Source organism: Methylosinus sp. PW1 (genome assembly GCF_000745215.1).
Taxonomy (GTDB): domain Bacteria; phylum Pseudomonadota; class Alphaproteobacteria; order Rhizobiales; family Beijerinckiaceae; genus Methylosinus.
Genome location: NZ_JQNK01000009.1, coordinates 2,826,417 through 2,850,836, shown reverse-complemented (window position 1 = coordinate 2,850,836; position 24,420 = coordinate 2,826,417). Strand labels below are relative to the sequence as shown.

Sequence of the window (24,420 nt, the reverse complement as noted above, 5' to 3'; positions counted from 1 at the left end):
AGCGGTCTGGCCGGGTGGCGAGCGTCGCGCCTCATAGGACGAAAACGCGGCCGTCTCGGTAACAGAAACATAAGCTTAATTCGTCTCGAAAGCGTTAAGCCATGCGCCGCCCGGGCGCCGGGCGCAGCGGGGCGGTCTTGCGCGCGGGCGGCTTTTCCGCCAATTCAGCAGCCGGAACGCATATTGCTTCGGCGCCCAGGCCGGAAGCGCTGTGGTTCGCGCCCGCCCTTTCGCGCCCGCCGAAAGGGAAGTCGACCTATATGGACCGCTGCGCCGGTCCTCACTGAAAGTTGCTGATGGCTCGCGACGTAAACGATACGACGCCGATCACGTCGCGCAATGCGCTCGTGGAGTGGTTCGAGGCTGGCGTTAAGACGCCCGATGATCTCAATGTCGGGACGGAGCATGAGAAAATCGCGTTTTTCGACGCGAGCCGCGCGCCGGTCCCCTATACGTCGCCCGCCGGCGGCATTAAGGATCTGCTGGAAGGGCTGGGCGCCGCGCTCGGCTGGGAGCCGATCACCGACCGCGATGCGATCATCGGCCTCTTCGATCCTCATGGCATAGGGGCCGTGTCGCTGGAGCCGGGCGGACAGTTCGAGCTCTCCGGCGCGCCGCTGCCCACCGTCCATGCGACAAAGGCCGAGCTCGACGCCCATTTCGCGGCGCTCGAGCCGGTGGCGCGCCGTTTCGGCGTCTCCTTCCTCGATCTCGGCGCGAGCCCGAAGTGGCGGCGCAGCGAGACCCCGGCGATGCCCAAGCAGCGCTACGGGATCATGGCCTCCTATATGCCGAAGGTCGGCTCGCTCGGCCTCGACATGATGTTCCGCACGGCGACCATACAGGTCAATCTCGACTACACGTCCGAGAAGGACATGGTCGACAAGCTGCGCGTCGGCCTGGCGCTGCAGCCGATGGTCACAGCGCTCTTCGCCAACTCGCCCTTCATCGACGGCGAGCCGAGCGGCTTCCTGTCGCAACGCTCACAGATCTGGCGCGACACCGACGGCGACCGCACAGGAATGCTGCCCTTCGCTTTCGAGCCCGGCATGGGCTTCGAGCGCTATGTGGATTACGCGCTGGACGTGCCGCTCTATTTCGTGAAGCGCGGCGAGGTCTATCACGACGTCGCCGGCGCGAGCTTCCGCGACCTCTTGGACGGCAAGCTCGCCGCTTTGCCCGGCGAGCGCGCGACTATGTCGGACTGGGCCAATCACCTCGGCGCCATTTTCCCGGAGGCGCGGCTGAAGCGCTATCTAGAGATGCGCGGCGCCGATGGCGGGCCGCGCTCCCATATGACCGCCCTGCCGGCGCTCTTCGTCGGCCTCTTCTACGATCGCGCGGCGCTGGACGGCGCTCTGGCGCTGATCGAGGGCTGGAGCGCCGAGGAGCGTGAGGCGCTGCGCGCCGATGTTCCGCGCCTCGCCCTGGAGGCGCGCATCGGCGGACGGCGGGCGCTCGACATTGCGCGCGATATGCTGGCTCTGGCGCGCGGCGGCCTCGCCCGTCGGGCGAGGCTGGACGCGCAAGGCCGCGACGAGACCATCTATCTCGCGCCGCTGGAGGAGATCGCCGAGACGGGCCGCACCTTGGCCCAGCAGCGGCTCGAGGCCTATCACGGAAGCTGGGGCCGCTCTGTCGATCCGGCCTTCACGGATTGCCTGCTGTAAGAGGAGCGACGCGCTGCGCCCCTCCCCAGCCCTACCCCCGCTTCGTGCACGGCTGTCCGGGGAAAAATATCGCGCAACGCATGCGAGTCTTTGGAGGCAGTGTTGTAATCCACGATGGGCGCTTTCCGCGTGCTTTTCAACGTCCGCTGCTTGCGAACGTCCGAGAAAGAGAGCGGAGAGGCGCTTCGAACGCAGAAAATACAACCTGCGCGAATCCTCCAACACGTTGGCTACAACCGAAAAACTTTCCCCGGACAGCCGTGCGCGATAGCGGGGGAGGGAGGGGGCGTTTCCGACTCCAGGGCTCGAATGACGCGCGCGTTCAGCGCGCGTAGAGGCCGGGCGCCCCCGGCGCGCGCACATAGGAATGGCCGATCGGCCGCACGCCCGCCTGCCCCCAGCCGGGGCCGAGATCGCCGGCGCGCACATGGCCGCCGAGACGCACGCAATTATCCGAGCCGGCAACCGGGACGAACCCCTCGCCGAAGCGGGCGCAGCGCCCGCCGGCGGGAATCGTGCCGGTCGTCTGCGCCTCCGCGGCCGGCGCGCCGACAACGGCGCAAAGGCACAGGCAGGCGAAAAGACGGCGGACGTCGAGCCCGCGAGCTTCGGCGGTGAAAACGGTCATTCGCAGATCAGCCTCGAAAATGTCTCGCATCGCAACAACCGAGTCGACGCGCCTTGCGCGCCCCTCGATGTTGCCGCCGGATGTTTACCAACTCGTTACTTCGCACGCTTCGACGCGAGGGGTCACGCGACGGCGACCACTTAGGTCCAATAAGGTCGAATAATCGTGGCAGGATCGTGTCGCTCGGCAAGGTCATCAGCGCCAATCGCCGAGAACCGCCTGCACGACCGTCAGCGCCGCGACGGCGGCCGTGTCCGCCCGCAAGATGCGCGGGCCGAGCGAAAGGCGCGCGACGAGCGGCGCGGCGAGGATCGCCTCCCGCTCGGCGGGATCGAAGCCCCCCTCCGGGCCGACCAGAACATCGACGCCCGCATGCGCCGGCGCCGCGCGCAGGGCCGCGACGGGATCGGCGCCCTCGGCGTCCTCGTCGCAGAAGACGAGCAGCCGCCCCGCCTCGCGCGCGGCGAGATAGGCTTCCAGCTCGACCTCCTCCGCCACCTCCGGCACGCTCAGCACGCCGCATTGCTCGGCCGCCTCCACCACATTGGCGGCGAGACGCTCCAGATTGACGCGGCGCGCCTGGGTGCGGCGGGTGATGATCGGGGCGAGGCGCGCGGCGCCCATCTCGGTCGCCTTTTGGGCCATATAGTCGAGCCGCGCGTGCTTGAGCGGCGCGAAGCAATAATGGAGATCGGCGCCGAGGGTCTGCTCGCGCAGGCGCTCTTGCACGACGAGAATCGCCTTGCGCTTCGCCACTTCCTCGAGGCTCGCCCGCCATTCGCCGTCGCGGCCGTTGAACAGCAAGATCGCGTCGCCCTCGCGCAGGCGCAGCACATTCAACAGATAATTGAGCCGGTCGGCGTCCGGAATGATACGCGCGCCGGCCTCGAGGGGCGCCTCGACGAAGAGCCTCTGCGCGGAGAAATCATAACGTGACACGAGCTTTCCCGGAGGGTGAGAGGGGAGCGCCATCAAGCCGCCGCTTTATCCGCGAAACTGCCGGATGCTTGCAAGAGGCGCAAGTCTCTTGCTAAGACCGCATAAACCATAACAAGGGGATCGCCGCCATGAGGGCCAAGGGTGCAATCACGGCCAGGAGCGGACAGCGGAATGCGCGAAAAGTCGCGGGCATGATCGCCGGCGCGCCGATTTTGGGACTTCTTCTCGCGACGGCGGGAGCGCCGACCGCTCTGGCCCAGTCCTGCCAGGAGGATTTTCAGAAGCTCTCGCAGCGGCGCATGTCGCAGATTCAGACGCTCAACAATATCGGCAAGGCGTCCAAGGGCAAGATGGACCCGGTCGCGGCCTGTCCGGTGGCGCGCAAGCTCGTCTCCATAGAGACCGAGATGGCCGCCTATATCGATAAGAACAAGGAATGGTGCAACATTCCCGACGCTATGGTCGACGGCTTCAAGCAGGCGCGAGGCAAGACGCAGACTTTCGCCGCCCAGGCCTGCGCGGTCGCCGCCAAGGCGAAGAAAATGCAGGAAGAGGCTGCCGCCGGCATCGGCCCGCAGGCGCAGAAGCTGCCCGCCGGCCCGCTGTGAGCGCTGCGGAACGGCCTCAGGACGAGCCGCGGCTGCCCGACGCCGTCGCCGACCATCCGCTGTGGCGCCTCGCGCCGGACCCGCTCCGCCCCTATGTGCAGCTCGCCCGCCTCGATCGGCCGATCGGCTGGTGGCTGCTGCTGCTGCCCTGCTGGCAAGGCAGCGCGCTCGCCGCCGCGGCGCTCGGCGCGCCGCTCAATGTCTGGCATCTGCTGCTCTTCTTCATCGGCGCGGTCTCCATGCGCGGCGCCGGCTCCACCTATAACGACATCGTCGACCGCAAGATCGACGCGAAGGTGGAGCGCACGCGGCTGCGTCCGCTCGCCAGCGGCCGCGTCTCCCTGCGCGCCGCGATCGCCTTTCTCGTGGCGCAATGCCTCGTCGGACTCGGCGTTCTTCTGTCCTTCAACGGCTTCACCATCGCGCTCGGCTTCGCCTCGCCGCTGATCGTGCTGATCTATCCTTTCGCCAAGCGCGTCACCTCCTGGCCGCAGGCGGTGCTGGGGCTGGCTTTCGCCTATGGCGCGCTGCTCGGCTGGACGGCGCTCGCCGGCGGGCTCGGCCTGCCGGCCGTCCTGCTCTACGCCTCGGCGATTTTGTGGACGATCGGCTTCGACACGATCTATGCGCTGCAGGACAAGCGCGACGACGCCATTGCGGGCGTGCGCTCGACGGCGCTGCTGTTCGGCGCGCGCGTGCGGCTCGCGGTCGGCGCGCTCTATCTCGGCTCCGCCGTCTTCGCGGAATTGGCGCTGCTGTCCGCCGATGTCGGCGGCTTCGCGCAGATCGGCCTCGCCGCCTATGCGGCGCATTTTTGCTGGCAGGTCTATCGAACCAGCGACTCCGCCGCGCCGGAGACGGCGCTCATGCTGTTCCGCTCCAATCGCGACGCCGGCCTGCTGCTCTTCGCCGGCCTCGCGGCGCAGAGCGCCATCCTCGCTTACTCATAGCAGACGATCTCGCGCTCGCCCTCATAGACCGTCGCCATGCGCTCGCCTTCGCCCTGCTTGCGGCGCGCGCAAAAGCGCGGACGGCGCTTGATGACCGTGGCGTTCTTGCGGCGCGCGATCGTCTCGCGCAGCGCGACGCCGCCGAGGCGCGGATCGATCGTCTCCAGCTCGCCGCCGCGCGCCGCGAGGCGCGGCAGATCGAGATAGGACGCCCAATATTTCCAATCCGCCGAGATCGCGCCGCCATCGGCCGTCTCGGTGAGAACGACGTCGAGATCAGGGTCCTGATGGGCGAGCGACAGGCGATAGGAGGTGCCGCCGTCCAGCCTCGGCTCGACGTCGAGAGCGACGCCGCGATAGGCCTGCACGGGCACGCTGATCATCATGGACATTCCGGCGAAGCGCCGGGAAATCAGAATGTCGCGACGGCCGACGCGCACTTGGCGCTGGCCGCCGTCGGCGCGCCGATCGCGCTGAACGGCGAATTGAAGCTGCGTCTCCGCCATGACTTTGGTCTCGAACATGCGCTCGCTCCCCGAGATGTGACCTTCGCGACTGATCTCGCGTTTCATGGGTCGCATGTTGGGCGACGGTTGCGGCAAAGCTCGCTAACAAGGCTGGTGAATCGCCCGTAAACCATTGCGTTTTCGACCGATTCGCGAGCTTTGGGTTAGCGCCCGGCAAACGAGATCGTCGAAATTCGCGGCAATTCGCCGAAAAGACCGCCTTGCGGGAGGGGCTCCGCTCGCTTAACGACTATAGCAATGGCCGACAATGCAACCGACTTCGCGGCTCAGCTGCCGCAGCTCGAGGCCGTCGCGCGGCGAGCGGGCGAGATCGCCATGGGCTTCTTCCGCCCGGGCGAGAAGACCAGCGCGGCCGTCTCCTATAAGGACGGCGGCTCGCCCGTGACCGAGGCGGATATGGCGGTCGACCGCTTCCTGCAGGAGGCGGCGCTGGCGCTGTTCCCGGACGCCGGCTGGCTCTCCGAGGAGACAGCCGACAATAAGGAGCGCTTGGCTCGCCCCCGGCTGCTGGTGGTCGATCCGATCGACGGAACGCAGGCTTTTCTGCGCGGCGACAGGCGCTGGGCGGTCTCCATCGCGCTGATCGACCGAGGGCGGCCCAAGCTCGGCGTCATTCATGCGCCGGCGCTGGAATGGACCTTCGCCGCCGCCGCCGGCCATGGCGCGGCGCTGAATGGCGCGCCGATCCGCGTCGCTACGCGCGTCGTTCTGGCGGGCGCGCGGCTGGAGGCGCCCCGCGGCCTTTCCGCGCGCTTCGCCGGCTCGCAATATAAATTCGCGATTCAGGACCGCACGCCCTCGCTGGCTCTGCGCGTCGCCGACGTCGCCTCCGGCCGCAATGATCTCACCATCGCTTCCGCGGATTCGAAAGACTGGGACATTGCCGCGGCCGATGTGATACTCACCGAGGCGGGCGGCGTCTTGTCCGAGCTCGAGGGGCTTCCCTTGCGCTATAATCGTCCGCAGCTGCGGCGCGATATGCTGGTGGCGGCGCCGCAATCGATCTTTCCCGAGAGTCTCGCGCTGGCGCGAGCCGTTTCCAAGGGCGTGATATGAGCGAAACGACGACACTGAACGGCGGCGCGCCACAGGCGCTTCATCTCGTTTTCGGAGGCGAACTGATCGACCTCCAGGGCGTCGCCTTCCGCGACCCGACGAAGCTCGACATCGTCGGCATTTATTCGGACAACGCCTCGGCGCTCGCCGCCTGGAAGGCGAAAGCGCACGCCACCGTCGACAACGCCCATATGCGCTATTTCGTCGTGCAGCTGCACAGCCTCCTCGATCCCCAGACGAATTGAGCCTCCTTCCGCGCGGCCGATCGACGGCGCGCCCGACGGCCCCGCTGGGCCGGGGCGTCGCGACCGGCCCTTTCATTCGAGGACGGCGCGGCGAGAGTTCGGCCGTCGCAATATTGGCGAGTTCACCGGGGCGTCGATGCCGGTCTTGACGATTTATCGGTTGCTGACCATCGGTTTGACGCCGCTCGCCGGCGTGGCGCTGGGCTGGCGCGCGAGACAAGGCAAGGAAGATCCCGCGCGGCTCGGCGAGCGCATGGGCGCGCCGAGCCTCGAGCGTCCCGCCGGACGGCTCGTTTGGCTGCATGGCGCGAGTCTCGGCGAGAGCCTCGCTCTGTTGCCGCTGGTGGAGCGCTTCATTCAGCGCGGCGTCGAGGTTCTCGTCACCACGGGCACGGTCTCCTCCGCCAAAGTGCTGCGGGCGCGGCTCCCCGCCGGCGCGGTGCATCAATTCCTGCCGCTGGACGCGCCGCAATTCGTCGAGCGATTCCTCGAGCATTGGCGGCCCGACATCGTGCTCTTCGCCGAGTCGGAGCTGTGGCCCAATATGATCCGCGCCATTCATGCGCGGCGGCTGCCGCTCGTGCTCGTCAACGCCACCATCTCGCGCCGCTCCGCCGCGCGCTGGCGGCGACTGCCCGGCGGCGCGCGAAGCTTGTTCGGCGAGATCGATCTCTGCCTCGCGCAAAACGCCGAGAGCGCCGCGCGCTATCTCGGCCTCGGCGCGCCGCGCGTGCGCGTCTGCGGCAATCTGAAATTCGATGTGCCGCCGCCGCCCGTCGGCGCCGGCCGGCTCGCCGAATTCAACGGCGCCATCGGTCCGCGTCCCGTCTGGGCGGCGATCTCCACCCATGCGGGCGAGGAGGAGATCGCGATCGACGCGCATCTCGCGCTCTCCGCGGAAGTTCCCTCGCTGCTGACCATCATCGTGCCGCGCAAGCCCGAGCGCGGCGCCGAGATCGCCGCTCTCGCCAGCGCCAAAGGTCTCGCTGTTGGCCTGCGCTCGCGCGACGGCGAGCCGCGCCGCGGCGTGCAGATCTATGTCGCCGACACAGTGGGCGAGCTCGGCCTGTTCCTGCGCGCCGTCAGCGTCGTGTTCACGGGAAAATCGCTGACCGCCGAGGGCGGGCACAATCCGATAGAGCCGGCCAAGCTCGGCTGCGCGATCCTGCACGGGCCGCATGTCGAGAATTTCGCCGATATTTATGGCGAGCTGGCCGCCGCCCGCGCCGCCGCCCGCGTGAGCGACGCGGAATCGCTGGCGCGCGCGCTGCAATTTCTGCTCTCCGACCCCTCTCGCATGCGCGCGATGGGCCGCGCCGGGGCCGAGGTGGTGCGAAAGCTCGGCGGCGCCTCACAGAGCATTATGGCGGCGATCGAACCCTATCTCGCGCAATCGGCGCTGGAGCAGAAATGAGCCGGCGGCGCCGCATCGCAAATGCGCGCGCCTGACTTTTGGCGACGCGCGCCGGCCTCGCCGCTGGCGCGGGCTCTGGCGCCATTGGGCGCGCTCTACGGCGCGATCGCTTCAGCGCGCTTGAGACGGAAGGGCGGGCGCGCCGATCTTCCGACGATTGTGATCGGCGGGCCGACGCTGGGCGGCGACGGCAAGACGCCGGCCGCGCTCGCCGTCGCCGCTCTGCTCACGGAAATGGGCGAGCGGCCGTTCTTCCTCACCCGCGGATATGGCCGCCACAATGCGCGGCGCGCGCCTTTTCGCGTCGATCCGAGCATTCATGACGCGCGCGAGACGGGCGATGAAGCGCTGCTGCTGGCGCGCTGCGCCGCAACCATCGTCGGCGTCGATCGCGCGGCCGGGGCGCAGCTCGCGCGCGATCTCGGCGCGACGGCGCTGGTGCTGGACGATGGTTTGCAGAGCCGGCGGCTCGAGCCCGATCTCGCGCTGATGGTCGTCGATGGCGCCTATGGCGCCGGCAATGGCCTGTGCCCGCCCGCCGGCCCGCTGCGCGCGCCTTTGCCGCGCCAGCTCGCCGCTGTGGATGCGTTCGTGCTGATCGGCGAGGGCGCCGCAGGAGACGCGGTCGCCGAACATGCGAAAGCGGCGGGAAAGCCCGTATTGCGCGCCAGCGTCGCGCCCCTACCCGCGCGCCTCCCGCAGCGCGCGCTCGCCTTTGCAGGGATCGCGCGGCCCGAGAAATTTTTCGCGACGCTGGAGGCTTCAGGGATCGAGATCATCGGCAGAAAAAGCTTCGCCGATCATCATGCCTATACGGCGCGCGAGATGGCGGCGCTCGAGCGCGAGGCCGCGCGTCTCGGCGCGACGCTGGTCACGACGGCAAAGGACGCGGCCCGCCTGTCTCCCGACATGGCCGCGCGCGTCGACGTTCTGCCGATCGGCCTGCTCTTGGAAAAGGAAGAAACGCTCTGCGAGCTTCTGCGCCGCGCGCTGACGCGGAATTGAGAAGGCTCAAGGCTTCTTCGGGAAGCTCACGCCGATGCGGATGAGCTTGGCGTCGGTGCTCGAATAGGCCTCTTGCAGGTCGACGTTCCAATAGCGGAGCTCTTCCAGCGGTATGGGCTCTCCGGTCACGGCGCAGCGCACAAAGGCGCCTGGACGGCGAATGCGGAAGTCGCCATCGCGATATTCGACCTCGGCCTCGACCGCGGCCTGCGGCTGTCGTTCGAACCGGTTCATGCGGATCCTGCGTCTCGCCCGCTCGGTAAAGCGGCGCACCGACGAAATAAACGAGGTCATGCCGAATTTTCAATAGGAGAGACGCGATTGGCAAGGCCGAATTGCAAATTGGCGGCCAAGCCTGCGCATGCGCTCCCCAAAAAACCTGCGCCCGCGCCAGAAGCCGCCTCGGACGAGCGCCCTTGGGAAAGAAATCGCTCCGAAACGCGAATGGCCGCCCCGGAGGGGCGGCCATGACGATCGATTCGATTATTTTTTCGACGCGCTCTCACCAGAAGACGTTGGCGCGGGCGAGGAAGAAGCTCGGATGGTCTCCGTTGAGATAGGGGCGGTCGGAAGGCGCGACCAGCGTCAGCGCCTTCGTCCAATTGGCCTGCAGGCGGAAGCCGTTGACCGGATACCAGTTCAAGCCGATCGTCAGATTTTCCTGACGGCCGCCGAGCGTCGCCGTGCTGGCCAGCGCCTTCTGCGCGGCGTTGCCGGCCACGGTCGCCGCATAGACATAGTTACCGTCCACGAGGCCGCCATTGTTGAGATTGAGCTCGCTGAAGCGCGCCGCGACTTCCCAGGCGCCCCAGCCGCCCTTGTTGACGGGATCCTTGATCTGGACCGGGCCGATCGTGCCGGGCGTGAAGTAGTTCTTGTCGTAGCCATTGTAGGAGGCGGCGCGCGACTCGCCGGTCAGGAACACCGAACCCTGGACGTAGTAGCCGCTGTATTGGAGGCTGGAGCCGCCGCCATTGCCGAGCAGGAGCCCGTTGACCGGATCGCGCTCATATCGCGTGGCGATATATTCGCCTTGCAGCGAGACCGGGCCATAGGCCGCGGAGGCTTCGAAACCGTAGCTATAGGCGTATTTCAAGCAGCCGTTCTTCAGGATGAAGGGCGCGGACAGGAGACCGAGGCCGGTCGCGGTCGTTGCCAGGCTGCCGGAGGCGGCGCAACTCAAATCCTGAGCCGCGGACACGCGCGTCCAGGTTCCGCTGCCGCCAAGAATATCCGCCTCCTCGCGCTCCGTGCCGGCGCCCGGCCGCAGGAAGGCGGCATTGGTGACGGCCGTCGTATCGTTCGGCTTGTGGTAGCGGAAGGACGAGCCGATGTGCAGCAGCTTGTCCTCTTCCTGAATGGGCGCATAAGTGGCGCGCACCGCCGCGTCCCAATATTGCGCGCCGCCGGTGGGCGGAGCGACCGCAGTGTCCTGCGGCGAGGTGGAGAAGATGCCGGTCTTCACTGTCCAAGTCTTGTCGCCGATCGTGACCGCCGCGCCCGTATGGCGGCTCGGCGCCAGCACGGTCGGCAGCGCGCGCTCGAGGAAGGTGATGTTGCTCGACGAGCTGTTCGTCTCCATGCTGAACGGCTCGAAGAAATTGCCGATCTGGAAGGTGACGGGCTGCTTGGTGATCGCTTCCGGCAGCAGCTTGGCGCGATAGGCCAGATAGGCGTCGCGAATGCCGGTCACGCCCGTGTTGGTGAAGTCGTATTGGAAGCGGTAGTACCAATCCTTATAGGCCTTGCCTTCGATCCAGATCTGCGCGCGGCGGAAGCCGACATTGCTGCGCGACATGGTGTCGGCCGAGCTCGAGAAGCCGCCGTCGATCTGCATGCGGCCGCCGAGCTTGAAGCTGAACGCCTTGTCCTCGGTCTCGACGAAGAGGCCGTTGCGGAAGCTGACGAACACGGGCGGCGGGGCGACGAGCCCGGGCAGAGTCCTGGCGGAGTTCAGCGCATTCTTGACCTGGACATTGGTCTTGGCCTGATCGGCGACCTTGGCCTCGAGACGCTTGAGCTGCTCCTTCAGCGCCTTGATCTCGCCTGCCGTATCGGCCAGCGCGGCAGCCGGAACGCCCAGCAGCCCGCAAAAGGCGGCGAGCGCCACGCCGCCCGAGAGCCGCGCCATTTTCGACCCGATTTTCTGTTCTTTCATCAAAGCCCCCTGCGCTCGGCGTTTTGCGTGAGCGGCTCGGATTTCTGTTCGCCGGACGAGATACTCACGCGATCGAATGAATATCTCGGGACGCCGACAAGTCTCCGGGTCCGAAGCACACACGCAAGGCGCACGACGATTGCACCGTTTGCCTACTCATTGTCAGATGATGCCCAATTTCTCACCGGCCACGCCCATATGACGAGCTTCGATAAGCGATATGTTATTTGGATACATCATATGTAATTGTCTTACATTTCGATCGGCCGTTTGCGCAAGGCCGAAATCGGCTTCTCTTAGGGATTTTCGCGTATATGTTGCCTATTCGACACAATCTGGATGGCCAGCGCTATGAGGTGCAACGACATTGCGGCGCGCGGCAAAGCTGCGGAGGCCTTGGCCCCGACCGCCGAACAAACCGCGACGATTCGACAATCCGGCAAATCGTAGGGCCTTATCGCGAACTTGCGGTTTCGGCCTCACGCCTATCGACGTGGCATTTGGGCAACACCCTAGGTAGAAACCATTGTCACAATTCGGCGCCGCCACCTTTTGTGATGATTGTGTCACATAACGCCTCTAGCGCTGCCATAGCGGTAAGCAATTCAAGGCAGAGGCTGACATGACACAGGTACCGAACGTCCAGACGATCGCGAAAGGCGCGACGCCTTCGAAGCTGCTGGGAGGCGTGGCCGCCGTCGCCCTCCTCGGCGCGTTCGGCGCGCCCACGGCGGCTCTCGCCGACACGGCGAGCGAGATCAAGGCGCTCAAGGCCGAGCTGAAGCGGCTCGAGCACAAGCTCGAAGACCAGGCCAAGACGACGCATCAGGTCAAGAACGCGCTGAACTCGGCCAAGAGCGCCCCGGGCGGCAATGCCCCGCCGCCGGTGTTCGTCAGCTTCAAGAACGGCCTCTATGTCGAGACCGAGGACAAGGCTTTCGACTTCAAGATCGGCGGCCGCATTCAGGTCGACGGCGGCTTCGGCGGTCGCGCCGACACCTTCTCCGCGAGCAATGTCGGCTTCCGCCGCGCCCGCCTCGAGGTGGAGGGCAAGGCCTATAAGAACTGGTATTACAAGTTCCAATACGACTTCACCGGGACCGGCGTCGCCGGCATTCGCGACGCCTTCCTGGCGTATCGCACGTCGCTGCTGCCCGAGCAGATCACCAAGCAGCCGGTCACCTTCCAGGTCGGCAATCAATACGAGCCGTTCGGCCTGGAGACGCTCAACTCGTCGAAGCACATCGTGTTCATCGAGCGCGCCATGACCGAGGCGCTGACCCCCGCCCGCCATATCGGCGCGTCGGTCGGCGTCGGCGACAAGAACTGGGCCGTCAAGACCGGCCTCTTCTCCACCAGCCCGCAGGACGCCACGACCGCGCCGCCCACCGGCGAGGCGCAATATTGGGACGCCTCGGTGCGCGCGATCTATGCGCCGATCCTCGAGGAGGACAAGCTGCTGCATGTCGGCGCGTCCTTCCTCTATCATAAGCCGAACAACACCACTGCGGCGACGGACGCCAACTTCCTGCGTCCGGGCAATGCGAGCCGCGACGAGCTCGGCATTCTGGGCGGCGGCGGCGCTCTGATCCGCGTTCCCACCGCTCAGGACCTCTCCTGCGCCGCCGGCGCCGGAACCCTCAATTCGACCGTCCCGGCCGCGGCGCTCGCCTTCGCGCCTTTCTTCCGCCGCAGCAGCTGCTTGAAATACAGCTATAACTACGGCTTCGAGGCCGCCGCGGTCTACGGCCCCTTCTCGCTGCAGGGCGAATATGTGGCCGCCCAATATGAACGCGATCCCACCAATGCGCTGCTGCTCGGCAATGCCGGCGGCTCCAGCCTTTCCTACAGCAGCTACTATGTCTTCGGCTCGGTGTTCCTGACCGGCGAGACGCGCGCCGCCTCCTATCGCGGCTATGACAAGGATTGGAACACCCCCGGCACGTTCAGCGATGTCGCGATCAAGAATCCGCTCAGCAAGGGCGGCCTCGGCGCCTGGGAGTTCGCCGTTCGCTTCAGCGAGCTCAATCTGAACAACGGCGGCCTCACCGGCGACAATTATTCGGCCACGCTCGGCGTCGGCTCGGCGCTCCAGCAGGCGCTCAGCAAGACCGGAACCATCGGCGGCCGCGAGGAGAATCTGACGATCGGCCTGAACTGGTATCCGGACAAGGGCGTTCGCTTCCAGGCGAACTGGACCCGCGCCCTGACGCTCGTCGCGCCGTCCGATCGTCCCTATCTCAACGGCCAGCACCCGAACGCCTTCATCGCCCGCGCGCAGGTCTTCTGGTGAGCGAAGTCTCCGGCGTTCGAGGCCGCGAGACGAGGTCATGAAAAACAGAAAAGGCCGCCCTCCGGGCGGCCTTTTCGCGTCCAGGGAAGCGTGACATTTGCGCAACAGCGACCGAGAAAGCGATCCGCCCGTCCGAGGCCAGACTAGTCATATTATTTTGTCTATGGATAGTATGCGCTACGTAGGGAGATTCCACGGGGAGACAAATGAACCGGCATAGCCATCTGCGCGGCAAAACCATGCGGCGCCTCTCGAGCAGCGTCGCTCTCATCGCTTTCGCTTCGGCCCTCGCCGTTCCCGCGTCCGCGCTGGCTGACACGGCGAGCGAGATCAAAGCGCTGAAAGCCGAGCTCAAGCGGCTCGAGGCCAAGGTCGCCCAGCAGGGCAAGGATCATGCTCAGGTCAAGAACGCGCTCAACGCGGCCAAGGCCGCGCCGGGAACGAGCGCGCCGCCGCCGGTCTTCGTCTCCTTCCGCAACGGCCTCTTCGTCGAGACCGAGGATCAGGACTTCAATTTCAAGGTCGGCGGGCACATTCAGGCCGACGGCGGCTTCGCCTCCTCCGCCGACACCATCTCTCGCTCCAATGTCGGCTTCCGCCGCGCCCGTCTCGAGGTCGAGGGCAAAGCCTTCAAGAATTGGTACTACAAGCTCCAATATGATTTCACCGGCTCGGGCGCGGCCGGCATTCGCGACTTCTATTTCGCCTATCGCAACAGGTTCCTGCCCGAAGAGATCACCAAGCAGCCAGTCACGATCCAGATCGGCAACTTCAAGGAGCCCTTCAGCCTCGAGGCCATCGAATCGTCGAAGCATTTCGTCTTTGTCGAGCGCTCGCTGCCCTCCGTCCTTTCGCCGAGCCGCCACATCGGCGCGGCGATCGCGGCCGGCGACAAGCAGTGGTCGATCAAGACCGGCATCTTCTCGACCAGCCCGCAGGACACGGCGACCTCTCCGCCCACGGGCGAATCGCAATATTGGGACGCCGCCGTCCGCGCCACCTATGCGCCCATCCAGGAAGAGGACAAGCTCCTCCACCTCGGCGGCTCGTTCAAATATCACAAGCCCAACAACACCACCGCCGCGACCGACGCCGCCGATCTGCGCCCCGGCCAGTCGAGCGAGCGCGAGGAGACCGACGTGCTCGGCGGCGGCGGCGCGCTGACCCGCGTCTCCGCGGCCCAGGACCTCTCCTGCGGCGCCTCCGCGGCGAGCCTCAACATAGCGACCACCGGCGTCGGCCTGCTGAGCGCGCCCTTCGCGCGGCGCTCGAGCTGCCTGAAATACTCCTATAATTACGGCTTCGAAGCCGCCGCCGCCTATGGCCCGGTCTCATTGCAGGCGGAATATATCGCCGCCCAATATGAGCGCGACGCCACCAATGTGCTCATCTACGGCAATGGCGGCGGAACCAGCCTGCGCTACAGCGGCTATTACGTCTTCGGCTCCGTATTTCTGACCGGCGAGTCCCGCGCCGCCTCCTATCGCGGCTACGACAAGGACTTCAACACGCCCGGCAGTTTCACCGACATTCAGATCAAGAATCCGGTGAACAAGGGCGGTCTGGGCGCCTGGGAGTTCGCGGCCCGCTTCAGCGAGCTCAATCTCAACAATGGCGGCCTCGTCGACGGCGGCTTCGTCTATGCGGCGACCGTGGCCGGCAACGCCGCGCAAAAGGCCCTGGCCAGCACGGCGACGCTCGGCGGGCGCCAGGAGAATCTGACGCTGGCGCTCAACTGGTATCCGGTCAAAGGCGTGCGCTTCCAGGCCAATTGGACCAAGACGCTGACGCTGATCGCGCCCTCCGATCGTCCCTTCCTCAATGGCGACCACCCCAGCCTCTTCCTCGCCAGAGCGCAGATCTTCTGGTGAGCGAGACCTTCGAGGTCTGAACGATCTACAGAACGCTCTCTAACGTCGCGGCCGCCCTTCATCGGGCGGCCGTCGTCGTTTCACGCATCATCGTCCAGCTGCGCCCTTTTCAAACATGCAGAAACAATCGTAATCATTTAAGATATTCATGCTGCCGATTCGGCGAATAGTCGGTAATCGAGTCGTTTACCTAAGTGTAAATACGCAATTCGATTTATCGCTGCTTCGACGGATCTGCAAACATGCCATTTATGAAGCGATTTCTTGTCGGAATGGCCATAGCAACGTCTTGCGTCGCCGCCGTGCGCGCCGAAGAGCTTCCGAAACGACAGGCCGCGCCAGTCGAATATGTTCGTATCTGCGATCAATATGGCTCGGCCTTCTTCTACATCCCCGGCAACAACACCTGCCTGCGCATCGGCGGCGCCGTCGTCGCCGAATGGCGCTCGTGGAGCACCTCCTACCGCATGTCGCGCAACATCATCGCGACCGACAATCCTTTCGCCTTCGGCCCGAGCATCAACTCCAATCCGCTCGGCATACCGGGCCATGTTCCCCTCCTCGGCTATTCCAATCCGCGCAGCGGCGACAATAGCGGCTTCGTCGGCATCGGCCGGGTCGAGATGGACGCCCGCGCGCCGACCGACTACGGCACGATGCGCGCCTTCATTCGGCTCGAATCGCAATTCGGCTCGGACAGCAGCGCGGCGACCGGCTCGATCAGCGGCTCGCAATATTTCGGCGCCGCAAATTTCTCCAACGGCAATGTGTTCCGCACCACGGCGCGCGAGACGACGATCCTCAACAAGGCCTTTGTGCAATTTGGCGGCATTACCGCCGGCCGCGTGCAGTCTTTCTTCGATTTCTACACCGACAATATCGATTGGGAGGCGCTGCGCGGCTCCAACTCCACCGTCGGCGCGCTGGCCTATACCTATAGTTTCCGCGACGGAGCCTCGCTCAGCTTCTCGCTCGAGGACAATGTCTCGCGACGCGGCTTCATCGGCTCGACGATCGGCGCCTTCAATTACGTCGCCGCGGTTTATGGCCTCTCGGGCGCTGCGGCGGACGCCGCGGCGGCGGCCTGGGGAACGCGCTTCACCGGCGTGCCGGACGGCGTGCAAATTCCAGAGATCGTCGGCGCATTCCGCATCGACCAGCCCTGGGGCGCCGTGCAGCTGTCCGGCGCGGCGCATCAGCTGCGCACATCCACCTACACACGCAACGCCACGGTGGCGACGCCCGTCACCGGACTGCCGCTCGGCACAGCCATCCCCGTCGTTTCGCAGGAGGATTACGGCTATGCGTTCCAGCTCGGCTGGCAGTTCAATCTCGACAAATTCGCCCCCGATATTTTTTCCGAGGGCGACAAGCTATGGGTGCAGGGGACCTACGCCCGCGGCGCCGTCGGCTATCTGATGGGCAATAATCTCAGCTTCAACGGCGGCCCGGTGAATGGCAACGCCTTCTACGGCTATGGCAATGGCGGCATCAAAGCCAGCAATGGCTGGGAGTTTCTGAGCTTCGACTGCATTTGGACCGCCGCCGCCCATTGCGACAAATCGATCGGCTGGGTGGGACTGGCCGCCTTCAAGCATTATTGGACGCCGACGCTCTCCTCCGGCGTCTACGGCTCGCTGATGGAGCTCTATTACAGCCCGAGCGCCATAGCGGATTTCGGCGGCGGCGTCGGCGCGGTGAACACGACCGAATATCGGGTCGGCTCCAATCTCGTCTGGACGCCGATCAAGAATTTCGATCTCGGCGGCGAGCTGATGTATCTGCGCGACAATCACCACAACCGGCCGGTGGGGCTCGCGCCGGACATTGCGTTGTGGTCGGTGGGCCTGCCGTCCTGGAAGGGCGCGAATGCGACAGTGGAGGGACGCGTGCGCCTGCAGCGCTCGTTCTGACGCCGAGAGCTCCTCGCTCAGTCGTGTCGTCTTCACGCGACCGGTTCCCGCTTCGCTCGAAAGCACTCTAGCTCTCGCGCGTGAAGACGCCGTCCGCCTCCATCATCTCGAGCAGCATGCCCTCGCGCAGGCCGCGATCGGCGATGCGCGTGCGGGAGGCCGGGAAGACGCGGCGAATCGCCTCGAAGATCGCGCAGCCGGCGAGCACGAGATCGGCGCGCTGCGGGCCGATGCAGCCATTGGCGGCGCGCTGGTCGAAATCCATGGCGCGCAGCGAATCGATGGCGCGCGTGGCGTCCTCGTCCGAGAGCCAGAGCCCGTCGACGCGCCAGCGATCATAGCGCTCGAGGCCCAGATGCACGCCGGCGAGCGTCGTCACCGTGCCGGAGGTGCCGAGCAGATGGAAACGCTCGCAGCGCCGCTCCGCCGCCGTGCGCTCGGCGAAGGCGGCGAGCCCCTCGAGCGCGCGCGCCGTCATCGCTTCGTAAATTGCCGGCGTCACGCTCTTGCCGCCGAATCGCTCCGCCAGCGAGACGACGCCGAGCTCGAGCGAGGTCCAATGGCGCAATTCGCAGCCCTGCGCGTCGCGCGTCAGCCACACCAGCTCGGTGGAGCCGCCGCCGATGTCGAAGAGCAGAATGCTCTCCGCGCGCGGGTCGGCGAGCGAGCCGCAGCCGCGCGCGGCGAGGCGCGCCTCGGTCTCGCGATCGATTACCTCGAGCAGCAGGCCGGTCCGCTCATGCACGCGCTCGACGAATTCGGCGCCATTCTCGGCCGCGCGGCAGGCCTGGGTGGCGATGAGCCGGGCGCGGGAGACGCCGCGGGCGCTCATTTTCTCGCGGCAGACGTCCAGCGCCTCCAGCGTGCGCTCGATCGCCTGCTCGCAGATGCGGCTCGAGGAGCCCATGCCCTCGCCGAGCCGCACGATGCGGGAGAAAGCGTCGACGATGCGCAGCAGGTCGGTCTTGCGCCGTGAGCGCTGCTCCGGCCGGGCGATCAGCAGCCGGCAATTATTGGTGCCGAGATCGAGCGCCGCATAGACATGATCGTCGCGCCGCTCGCCCGGAAGGCGAGCGCTCCGCGCGGAGACGTCCGCAGCGCAAGAGGGGTCAGACGGGCGGACAGGATCGCCCGCGCCGTCCACGGATGCGCGCGCCCCCGCTCCAGCGCGCGACGCCTCGCCTCCGCCCAGGCCCCCGCCCCAATGTTCCGGCTTTTTCAACCCGCCTCCCGATCGGCCTTTTTTCCTTCGCGCCGCCGCGCCGCCGATCCCCGTCTCGACGAACTCTCATGGCCGATCGCGGGAAGTGTAGCAAGGCCGGCGCGAATGCCAAGGAGCGCGTTTACGGGCCGCGCCGGCGGGCGGGCCGACGGGCGCGAGCGAGGCCATTGTGAAAACCGGCGAAGGTCGCGCCACATACCGCGCTGATCAAACCGCGCCGATCATGTTGACAGAGGCGCATCCTCTCTTTAGATCACCGCGACGCGCCGCTTCGCCGCGCGACCGTTGGGGGATAGTTCAACGGTAGAACAGCGGACTCTGACTCCGTTAATCTTGGTTCGAATCCAGGTCCCCCAGCCATACTCGATAAAATCCCTAGAGTTCCAGGCTCTTGAAAAAGAGCCCCGGTTTCGCGCGCCCCGAGGTCCAAAGCATTGGTCCAAAATGGGGTCCAAAATCCATGAAGAGCGGCTGCAATCTGCGCCGGCGCGCCTCCGCCTATCAGTTCCGTTTCGCCCTGCCGCAGCGGCTTGCGTCTTTCTGCGGCCGGAGAGAGATTGTCGTGGGGCTGCGCACGACCGCTTATCGGCTCGCCATCAAGCGGGCGCGCGTGCTGCGGACGTGCGTGGAGAGGCTGATGGAGGAGCTCGATCTCGTTACGGTCAAGGCCGAGGCCGAAAGGCTCGTGCGCGCCTGGATCGACAGGCAGGTGGTCGCGGTCGAGAACAATCTCGCCAGCCACGGCGCCTCCTATTTCGACGCCGAGGAGGCCGCGCGACTCGGGCCGGAATTCCTCCAAGAGACCCAAAATCTGTTCCACACGGTGGCGCGAATCAATCACGAGGATGACCTCCGTCCAGCGATCGCCGCCCTTCTCGCGGGCCAGATGGCGGAGGCGCGCCCGTTTCTGCGAGAGGCCATGAAGATGGCCTGCGCCGAGATCGGCATCGCGGAGGAGAAATTGGACGGGCCGGCGGGACCCATGATCGAGCGCGCGGTGCTGCGCGGCTTCATGACTCTGCTCGACGAGACGTTCGCCATCGAGGGCGGCGAGGTCGAGCCCGTGCCGCGCAGCGCAGCCGCGCCGGCGCCGCCCGCGCCGCAGCCCGCGGCGGCGCCCGCCCCCGCGCCGGAAAAGCCGTTCTTCGCCGCCTGGGACGATTTCGTCGAGAGCAAGACGACGCTGAAGGAGTGGAAGGCGGACATGCCGAACAATGCGCGCTCGGCCCGCAACACATTCGAGGCGCTGGTCGGCGATCCGCCGCCGACGCGAATCACGAAGGCGGTCGTCTCCGACTACAAAGCCGACCTTCTCCGTCTGCCGCGCTACTACGACAAGTCGCGCCAGTGGCGCGATCTGCCGCTGACCAAGGTCGGCGCCGCCGTCGTGAAATTCCGCGAAGAGAATCCGAAGGAGACGGTTCCGATGCTCGCGCCGACGACGGCCAATAAGCATCTGACCAATCTCTCCACCTATTGGAATTGGCTCGAGCAGAACGGCCGCCTGCCGGACGGGCTGAAAAACCCTTTCGCCGGACTCAAATCCAAGCGCCGCCGAGGCCGCGCCGCTCGCGAGGAACGGCGGATGTGGCCGGCGTCGCTGGAGCGCAAGCTCTTCGAATCGGCGGTGTGGACCGGCTGCCTTTCGATCCACCGCCGCAGCAAGCCCGGACCGACCATCTACCGCGACGCCTTGTTCTGGGTTCCGCTCCTCGGGCGGCTGCTCGGCGCCCGCGAGGACGAATTGTGCTGCCGCAAGGTCGGCGACATCAAATTCCTCGACGGCATCGCCTATCTCGAAATCCGCGGCTCGAAGACCGACTCCTCGGATCGCGACCTGCCGCTGCCGACCCTCATCTTGGATTTCGGATTTCTGGAATACCGTTTTTACGGCCGCGCTGCGGACGAGCCGCTGTTTCCGGAGCTGATCGCCCAGGGGTCGGGAAATCGGCATTCGGACGCCTTCAGCGGGCGGTTCACCCATTATCGCCACAAGATCGGCGTGAAAGAGCCGCTCGTCGACTTCCATTCCTTCCGGCACAATGTCACGACGGCGCTCAAGAACCGGGCGGACATCAACCCCGGCTGGGTCGACGAGATCACCGGGCACGCGAGCGACGAGCGCACGAGCGAGAGCACGCGCTATACGAAGGTGATCTTACTCACCAATTTGAAGACGGCGATCGACGGGGTGACCATCGCCGCCGATCTGTCGCATCTGCGCTATGCCGGCCCCAAGGGCGTGCAGGCGCCGGGCGCGCGCGAAGAGATCGACATGTTCCGCAAGCTCGCCGAGCAGGAGATGCGCAAGAAGGAGGGACAGAACCAAGTGAAGGTGAAGACAAAGGAAAAGGTAAAGGCGTGAGGGAGCGTCGAATAGACGCGCCGGCCCTGTCCCAAATTTTTGCATACGAAGCGACAAGCGTCGGAGCGGCGATCACGTCCTCGGCGCCCATCTGCTTCGGACACTTCGCAACGTTCGATCATCCAACGGCTCGCCGGTCCCTGGGGATCGGACGCCCGATAGACGGTGGACATAGGCAAGGCGAACCCGCCGTGGCGCGTGAAGGTGTGCTGGAGCCGTTCGTAGATCGCGTCCTGCCGTTCGACATGAATGCGACGCGCTGCTATTCCGATTTGGCGGTAAATGAAGGAGGTGTCGCCATCGACAACCCGACACTGCACGGGCTTCCGTTGCACGTGCCAGCCCTCCCCCTCAGGGCTGTGCAGTTCTTAACGAGCCCCTGCCATTTCGAGGGCAGCTCGGATATTGAGAGCGGCGCGCCATCTGGCGTTCTTGATGTTGTCGCAACCATCGGCGCGCAGGAGATTATAGGCGAAGGAGCGGAGCCGCGCGACGATGTCCGGGTTCTTGCGAATGCGCGAAGCGTCCTCCGCGAACGCCACGTCGCGCACATAGTGGCTGCCGTTCTCGATGCGCCAATGGCCTCTGATCCATTCGTTCCAACGCTCGGGCGTCGGGCCGGTCGCCGAGGACACCCAATAGACGGTCTCGATCGTCTGCTTCAAAAGACCGGTCGCCGGATCGCGGCGGTAGATTGTGCGCTCCAGCCGCAGCACGGTCTTTATGAGCGGCTCCCACGCCGTATGGCGGAACCACGCCTTCGCTGGAAAGACAGAAAGCTTTCGCGTCTCCCAGCGGTTGCGGCCTTTCGACTGGCTCGTCGCAGAGCCGCTCGGCTTGCGGCCCGCCGCGCCGAGTTCGAGCCGGCGACGCAGGCCCGGTTGATTGTCCTTCACCTGCGTCAGCAGGTGATTGCCGGACGCGATCACGCGTTCGAACAGTTTTTTTGGCAGTGTTCTGCGTCGAGCGTGAACAGGCAGCGCTTCAATCCCAGCGCTTCGATCAGCTCCGGAGCGGTGGGAATCTCATTGCTCTTTTCGGCGACCATCACATGCGCGAGCACGATCCGATCGGCGTGTCGCAGCGCCGACATCATGTGCGCGGCCTTCCGGTCGCTGAACGCATCGAAGCTGCCGCGCAGAGTCTTCCCGTCGACGGCGATCGCCGTCAGCCCCTGCACGGCGGGCGGCGCCGGCATGCTCGCGGCATGACGTCGAAACGCCGCCTCCAACGCTGCCGGATCGACGCCTTGCAGGATCAGCCGCAGACCGGTGTAGGATGGCGTGTAGGGCAGCTTCAGGCCGAAGGCGTCGTTCAATCGCAGACGATGCGCGCGAATGAACTCATGCATCTGCCGATAAGAATTGGCGCCGCCGACCATGGCGATGATCGCGTAGAGCAGCACCGTCGAAAGATCGAACCGCTTGCCTTCTCGGCGACGATGATCCGGAATGTCCCGCAAAATCTCCAGAAGCGACACCTGCATGCGACAACCTCCGATTCGGGTTGTCGCCTATAGATTCACACATCCGTCGCGACGGGAATCGCCCGTCCGCTATAAAGTATAGAGAACTGAACGGCCCTGCCCTCCCCCTCCACCCACGCCTGCTTCAACCTCTCAACATTTCAATCGTGCCAGTACAACGCATTATTGCTTCCGATCAGGAGGTCGACACGGAGAGAGCTCACAGGGCCTGCGTCAGAAAAATGGTGCGTTGACGCCTCCGCCTACCGCCTACATAGCTAGCCAGGCAAGCCAGGAACCCAATCGCATGGAATGGTCGCGGCAAGACGCCAAGAACCAGTTCTCCAAAGTGGTGCAGAAGGCGCGCGAGGACGGCCCGCAGACCGTAACTTTGCGCGGCGGTCGTGCTGTCTGCGCAAGACTATGACCTGTTGCGCGCCAAGCCCTCGCTGGTCGACGATCTGCTCGCCGGCCCGAGCTGGGACGACGAGTTCGCCGAGGCGATTGTCCGGCGCGCCAAGGCGCCCAGCCGCGGCTCGCCCTTCTGATGTATCTGGTCGACACCAATGTCGTCGCTATGCTCGGCGGGGCTCTACAAGGGTGATCGCGTGGCTGCGCTCCGTCGATCCGCTCGGGATCCATCTCAGCGTGCTCACGCTGGGAGAAATCATGCGTGGAATCGCGCTGAAGCAGAAGTCTGACCCCAAAGCCGCCGGCCATCTCGCCGAATGGCTTCGTAAGCTGCGGAGCGACCATTCCGACCGCATCCTGCCGATCACCGATCAGATCGCCGTCGAATGGGGACGGATCGCCGCGATCCGGCCGCGCGGCGATGTGGACGGACTGATCGCGGCGACCGCGATCGTTCACGATCTCATCGTGGTCACGCGCAATACCGCGGTCTTCGACGACACCGGGGCGTCGGTAATCGATCCGTGGGATTTCGTTTGATCCGCCAGCCGATTGCCAGAACGCGCAGAATATTCGACGCGCGTGCTCAGGTCAGCTGTCGTCCGCATTGCCCGCCACCCATCGAAACCGTTCGTTAACGAACGGTTTCGCGAGCCGCCGCGGCGAAAATGGGTCTATCCTAAAGATGAGGGGGAGTCATGAGCGTTCAGCCAGAAGTCGGCGCGGTTGCCGAATAGACGCGCGGAATGAGCGCAACCAATTTCGAAACAGAGTAACAGCAAACTCGCCGCTCCGTGACGCGCCGAGGCCCTTCTCCACACAACTCCGAAAGCGTCAGCATTTATCCTCGGCGCCGCAAGCGCATCATGCCGCGCGAGGCTCGATCGCGTCGAGTTCCTGGCTGATCTGTCGGCGCCGCTCCATGAGATCGTGATCGGCCTGCAAGCCGAGAAAGAAGCCCTCCGAGACGCCGAAATATCGCGCGAGCCGCAGATCCGTATCCGCAGTGATCGCCCGCTTGCCGAGGACGATCTCGTTGATCCGGCGCGGCGGCACTCGAATGGCTCGAGCGAGCGCCGTTTGGCTCAACCTCATTGGAATTATGAACTCCTCGGCAAGGATTTCGCCGGGGGTCGGGTTCGGCAGGAGATCAGTCATGGTAGTCGACGATGGTGACATGGGATGGCCCTCCTTCGATCCAGAAAAAACAGATGCGCCATTGATCGTTGATCCTGACCGAATGCTGGCCCGCGCGATCGCCCACGAGCGCCTCGAGACGATTGCCCGGCGGAACGCGCAGATCGTTCAGCACACGCGCTTGGTTCAGTAGGCGCAGTTTGCGCAGCGCCACTGTCTGAATGTCCGGCGGCAAGCGCCGGCTGCGGTGACCCGACCATATGAGTTCCGTTTCATGGTCGGCAAAGCTCTTGATCGTGAAATGATATAACGCCTAACGTTATAGGGATCAATACCAAACTCCCGTCGACAGGCGGTCTCCTCGCTCGCGGTCTTCGACGACACTGGGACGTCGGTGATCGATCCTGTCAGCCGATTGCCTAGAGGCGCTCGGAATGTCGAGCGAGCGGCAAGTGACGCCCACCCGACGAACTCCGCTTCGGCGATCGGTAAAGCTTTGGATCATTGTCGCCCGTCGAAAGCCGCTTCCGTTGCTGCTGCTCG

19 protein-coding genes, 1 tRNA gene and 3 pseudogenes are annotated in these 24,420 nt (G+C 65.4%); 14 read left to right on the top strand and 9 right to left on the bottom strand.

Translation table 11 applies throughout. The features are described 5' to 3' along the window. Positions 1–296 precede the first annotated feature (296 nt). A complete protein-coding gene (locus K369_RS23040) occupies positions 297–1,670 on the top strand; it encodes a glutamate--cysteine ligase (protein ID WP_036294585.1) in 1,374 nt (457 codons plus the stop codon). A gap of 322 nt (positions 1,671–1,992) precedes the next feature. Here the strand turns inward: K369_RS23040 and K369_RS23035 are convergent, their stop codons facing one another. Further along, positions 1,993–2,298, bottom strand: coding sequence for a hypothetical protein (locus K369_RS23035; protein WP_156968027.1), 306 nt, complete (start codon positions 2,296–2,298; stop codon positions 1,993–1,995). 195 nt (positions 2,299–2,493) lie between these two features. After that, positions 2,494–3,237, bottom strand: a complete 744-nt coding sequence (locus K369_RS23030) for a 16S rRNA (uracil(1498)-N(3))-methyltransferase (protein WP_036296382.1) — start codon at positions 3,235–3,237, stop codon at positions 2,494–2,496. 191 nt (positions 3,238–3,428) lie between these two features. Here K369_RS23030 and K369_RS23025 point away from each other — a divergent pair, with 191 nt between their 5' ends. Together K369_RS23025 and ubiA are read left to right on the top strand one after the other, a co-directional pair. Continuing rightward, on the top strand, positions 3,429–3,845 hold the full coding sequence (locus K369_RS23025) for a hypothetical protein (RefSeq protein WP_036294581.1): 417 nt from the start codon (positions 3,429–3,431) through the stop codon (positions 3,843–3,845). Continuing rightward, positions 3,842–4,795 (top strand): 4-hydroxybenzoate octaprenyltransferase, encoded by a 954-nt coding sequence (ubiA, locus tag K369_RS23020; protein ID WP_036294578.1) that lies wholly within the window; start codon positions 3,842–3,844, stop codon positions 4,793–4,795. Before K369_RS23025 ends, ubiA begins: the two co-directional genes overlap by 4 nt. Here the strand turns inward: ubiA and K369_RS23015 are convergent. Next, on the bottom strand, positions 4,786–5,319 hold the full coding sequence (locus K369_RS23015) for a DUF6101 family protein (RefSeq protein WP_051949573.1): 534 nt from the start codon (positions 5,317–5,319) through the stop codon (positions 4,786–4,788). The genes ubiA and K369_RS23015 overlap by 10 nt on opposite strands. A 240-nt stretch (positions 5,320–5,559) precedes the next feature. On the opposite strand from K369_RS23015, the gene K369_RS23010 reads away from it, so the two are divergent. The 4 genes from K369_RS23010 to lpxK all read left to right on the top strand — a co-directional run bounded on the left by K369_RS23010 (position 5,560) and on the right by lpxK (position 9,042). Continuing rightward, positions 5,560–6,378, top strand: coding sequence for a 3'(2'),5'-bisphosphate nucleotidase CysQ (locus K369_RS23010; RefSeq protein WP_036294574.1), 819 nt, complete (start codon positions 5,560–5,562; stop codon positions 6,376–6,378). Beyond that, complete coding sequence (locus K369_RS23005; RefSeq protein WP_036294571.1) at positions 6,375–6,623, top strand: DUF4170 domain-containing protein; 249 nt, start codon at positions 6,375–6,377, stop codon at positions 6,621–6,623. Before K369_RS23010 ends, K369_RS23005 begins: the two co-directional genes overlap by 4 nt. A 136-nt stretch (positions 6,624–6,759) precedes the next feature. Further along, the gene (locus K369_RS23000) at positions 6,760–8,037 is read left to right on the top strand and encodes a 3-deoxy-D-manno-octulosonic acid transferase (RefSeq protein WP_036294568.1); all 1,278 of its coding nucleotides are present in this window, start codon (positions 6,760–6,762) and stop codon (positions 8,035–8,037) included. Between the two features lie 21 nt (positions 8,038–8,058). Next, entirely contained in the window at positions 8,059–9,042 is a 984-nt protein-coding gene (gene lpxK, locus K369_RS22995) for a tetraacyldisaccharide 4'-kinase (RefSeq protein WP_036294566.1), read from the top strand. Between the two features lie 6 nt (positions 9,043–9,048). Here the strand turns inward: lpxK and K369_RS22990 are convergent, their stop codons facing one another. Further along, positions 9,049–9,276 carry a DUF2093 domain-containing protein gene (locus K369_RS22990; RefSeq protein WP_036294563.1) on the bottom strand — a complete coding sequence of 76 codons (228 nt, stop codon included), beginning with the start codon at positions 9,274–9,276 and terminating at the stop codon, positions 9,049–9,051. A gap of 268 nt (positions 9,277–9,544) precedes the next feature. Continuing rightward, positions 9,545–11,200 carry an OprO/OprP family phosphate-selective porin gene (locus K369_RS22985; protein ID WP_245278276.1) on the bottom strand — a complete coding sequence of 552 codons (1,656 nt, stop codon included), beginning with the start codon at positions 11,198–11,200 and terminating at the stop codon, positions 9,545–9,547. A gap of 622 nt (positions 11,201–11,822) precedes the next feature. Between K369_RS22985 and K369_RS22980 the strand changes: the two genes are divergently transcribed. The 3 genes from K369_RS22980 to K369_RS22970 all read left to right on the top strand — a co-directional run bounded on the left by K369_RS22980 (position 11,823) and on the right by K369_RS22970 (position 17,277). Beyond that, positions 11,823–13,493 carry an OprO/OprP family phosphate-selective porin gene (locus tag K369_RS22980; RefSeq protein ID WP_051949500.1) on the top strand — a complete coding sequence of 557 codons (1,671 nt, stop codon included), beginning with the start codon at positions 11,823–11,825 and terminating at the stop codon, positions 13,491–13,493. 206 nt (positions 13,494–13,699) lie between these two features. Continuing rightward, on the top strand, positions 13,700–15,364 hold the full coding sequence (locus K369_RS22975; protein ID WP_051949499.1) for an OprO/OprP family phosphate-selective porin: 1,665 nt from the start codon (positions 13,700–13,702) through the stop codon (positions 15,362–15,364). A gap of 251 nt (positions 15,365–15,615) precedes the next feature. Further along, entirely contained in the window at positions 15,616–17,277 is a 1,662-nt protein-coding gene (locus K369_RS22970; RefSeq protein ID WP_051949498.1) for a porin, read from the top strand. Positions 17,278–17,344: 67 nt separating this feature from the next. Here K369_RS22970 and K369_RS22965 read toward each other — a convergent pair whose 3' ends face one another. Then, a complete protein-coding gene (locus K369_RS22965; RefSeq protein WP_036294558.1) occupies positions 17,345–18,421 on the bottom strand; it encodes a Ppx/GppA phosphatase family protein in 1,077 nt (358 codons plus the stop codon). A gap of 364 nt (positions 18,422–18,785) precedes the next feature. Here K369_RS22965 and K369_RS22960 point away from each other — a divergent pair. Together K369_RS22960 and K369_RS22955 are read left to right on the top strand one after the other, a co-directional pair. Beyond that, positions 18,786–18,859, top strand: a tRNA-Gln gene (locus K369_RS22960). Between the two features lie 100 nt (positions 18,860–18,959). Next, positions 18,960–20,864: a DUF6538 domain-containing protein gene (locus K369_RS22955; RefSeq protein WP_036294555.1), complete on the top strand. Its 1,905-nt coding sequence runs from the start codon at positions 18,960–18,962 to the stop codon at positions 20,862–20,864. 368 nt (positions 20,865–21,232) lie between these two features. On the opposite strand, the pseudogene K369_RS27855 reads toward K369_RS22955, so the two are convergent. Then, positions 21,233–22,350 (bottom strand): annotated as a pseudogene (locus K369_RS27855) (ISAs1 family transposase). A 286-nt stretch (positions 22,351–22,636) separates the two neighbouring features. Here K369_RS27855 and K369_RS22940 point away from each other — a divergent pair. Continuing rightward, positions 22,637–22,877 (top strand): annotated as a pseudogene (locus K369_RS22940) (type II toxin-antitoxin system prevent-host-death family antitoxin). After that, positions 22,877–23,280, top strand: a pseudogene (locus K369_RS22935) (type II toxin-antitoxin system VapC family toxin). The pseudogenes K369_RS22940 and K369_RS22935 overlap by 1 nt, the downstream one beginning before the upstream one ends. Before the next feature lie 324 nt (positions 23,281–23,604). Here K369_RS22935 and K369_RS22930 read toward each other — a convergent pair. After that, positions 23,605–23,919: a HigA family addiction module antitoxin gene (locus K369_RS22930; RefSeq protein ID WP_036294553.1), complete on the bottom strand. Its 315-nt coding sequence runs from the start codon at positions 23,917–23,919 to the stop codon at positions 23,605–23,607. Then, positions 23,891–24,172: a type II toxin-antitoxin system RelE/ParE family toxin gene (locus tag K369_RS22925; protein WP_036296370.1), complete on the bottom strand. Its 282-nt coding sequence runs from the start codon at positions 24,170–24,172 to the stop codon at positions 23,891–23,893. The genes K369_RS22930 and K369_RS22925 overlap by 29 nt, the downstream gene beginning before the upstream one ends. Positions 24,173–24,420: the final 248 nt, after the last annotated feature.

Coding starts and splice junctions, on each gene's coding strand:
- K369_RS22970 (WP_051949498.1), top strand. CDS start 15,616: ATGAAGCGATTTCTTGTCGGAATGGCCATAGCAACGTCTTGCGTCGCC.
- K369_RS22975 (WP_051949499.1), top strand. CDS start 13,700: ATGAACCGGCATAGCCATCTGCGCGGCAAAACCATGCGGCGCCTCTCG.
- lpxK (WP_036294566.1), top strand. CDS start 8,059: ATGCGCGCGCCTGACTTTTGGCGACGCGCGCCGGCCTCGCCGCTGGCG.
- K369_RS22980 (WP_051949500.1), top strand. CDS start 11,823: ATGACACAGGTACCGAACGTCCAGACGATCGCGAAAGGCGCGACGCCT.
- K369_RS23005 (WP_036294571.1), top strand. CDS start 6,375: ATGAGCGAAACGACGACACTGAACGGCGGCGCGCCACAGGCGCTTCAT.
- K369_RS22930 (WP_036294553.1), bottom strand. CDS start 23,919: ATGTCACCATCGTCGACTACCATGACTGATCTCCTGCCGAACCCGACC.
- K369_RS23000 (WP_036294568.1), top strand. CDS start 6,760: ATGCCGGTCTTGACGATTTATCGGTTGCTGACCATCGGTTTGACGCCG.
- K369_RS22990 (WP_036294563.1), bottom strand. CDS start 9,276: ATGAACCGGTTCGAACGACAGCCGCAGGCCGCGGTCGAGGCCGAGGTC.
- K369_RS22955 (WP_036294555.1), top strand. CDS start 18,960: ATGAAGAGCGGCTGCAATCTGCGCCGGCGCGCCTCCGCCTATCAGTTC.
- K369_RS23035 (WP_156968027.1), bottom strand. CDS start 2,298: ATGACCGTTTTCACCGCCGAAGCTCGCGGGCTCGACGTCCGCCGTCTT.
- K369_RS23025 (WP_036294581.1), top strand. CDS start 3,429: ATGATCGCCGGCGCGCCGATTTTGGGACTTCTTCTCGCGACGGCGGGA.
- K369_RS23010 (WP_036294574.1), top strand. CDS start 5,560: ATGGCCGACAATGCAACCGACTTCGCGGCTCAGCTGCCGCAGCTCGAG.
- K369_RS23015 (WP_051949573.1), bottom strand. CDS start 5,319: ATGTTCGAGACCAAAGTCATGGCGGAGACGCAGCTTCAATTCGCCGTT.
- K369_RS22985 (WP_245278276.1), bottom strand. CDS start 11,200: ATGAAAGAACAGAAAATCGGGTCGAAAATGGCGCGGCTCTCGGGCGGC.
- K369_RS23040 (WP_036294585.1), top strand. CDS start 297: ATGGCTCGCGACGTAAACGATACGACGCCGATCACGTCGCGCAATGCG.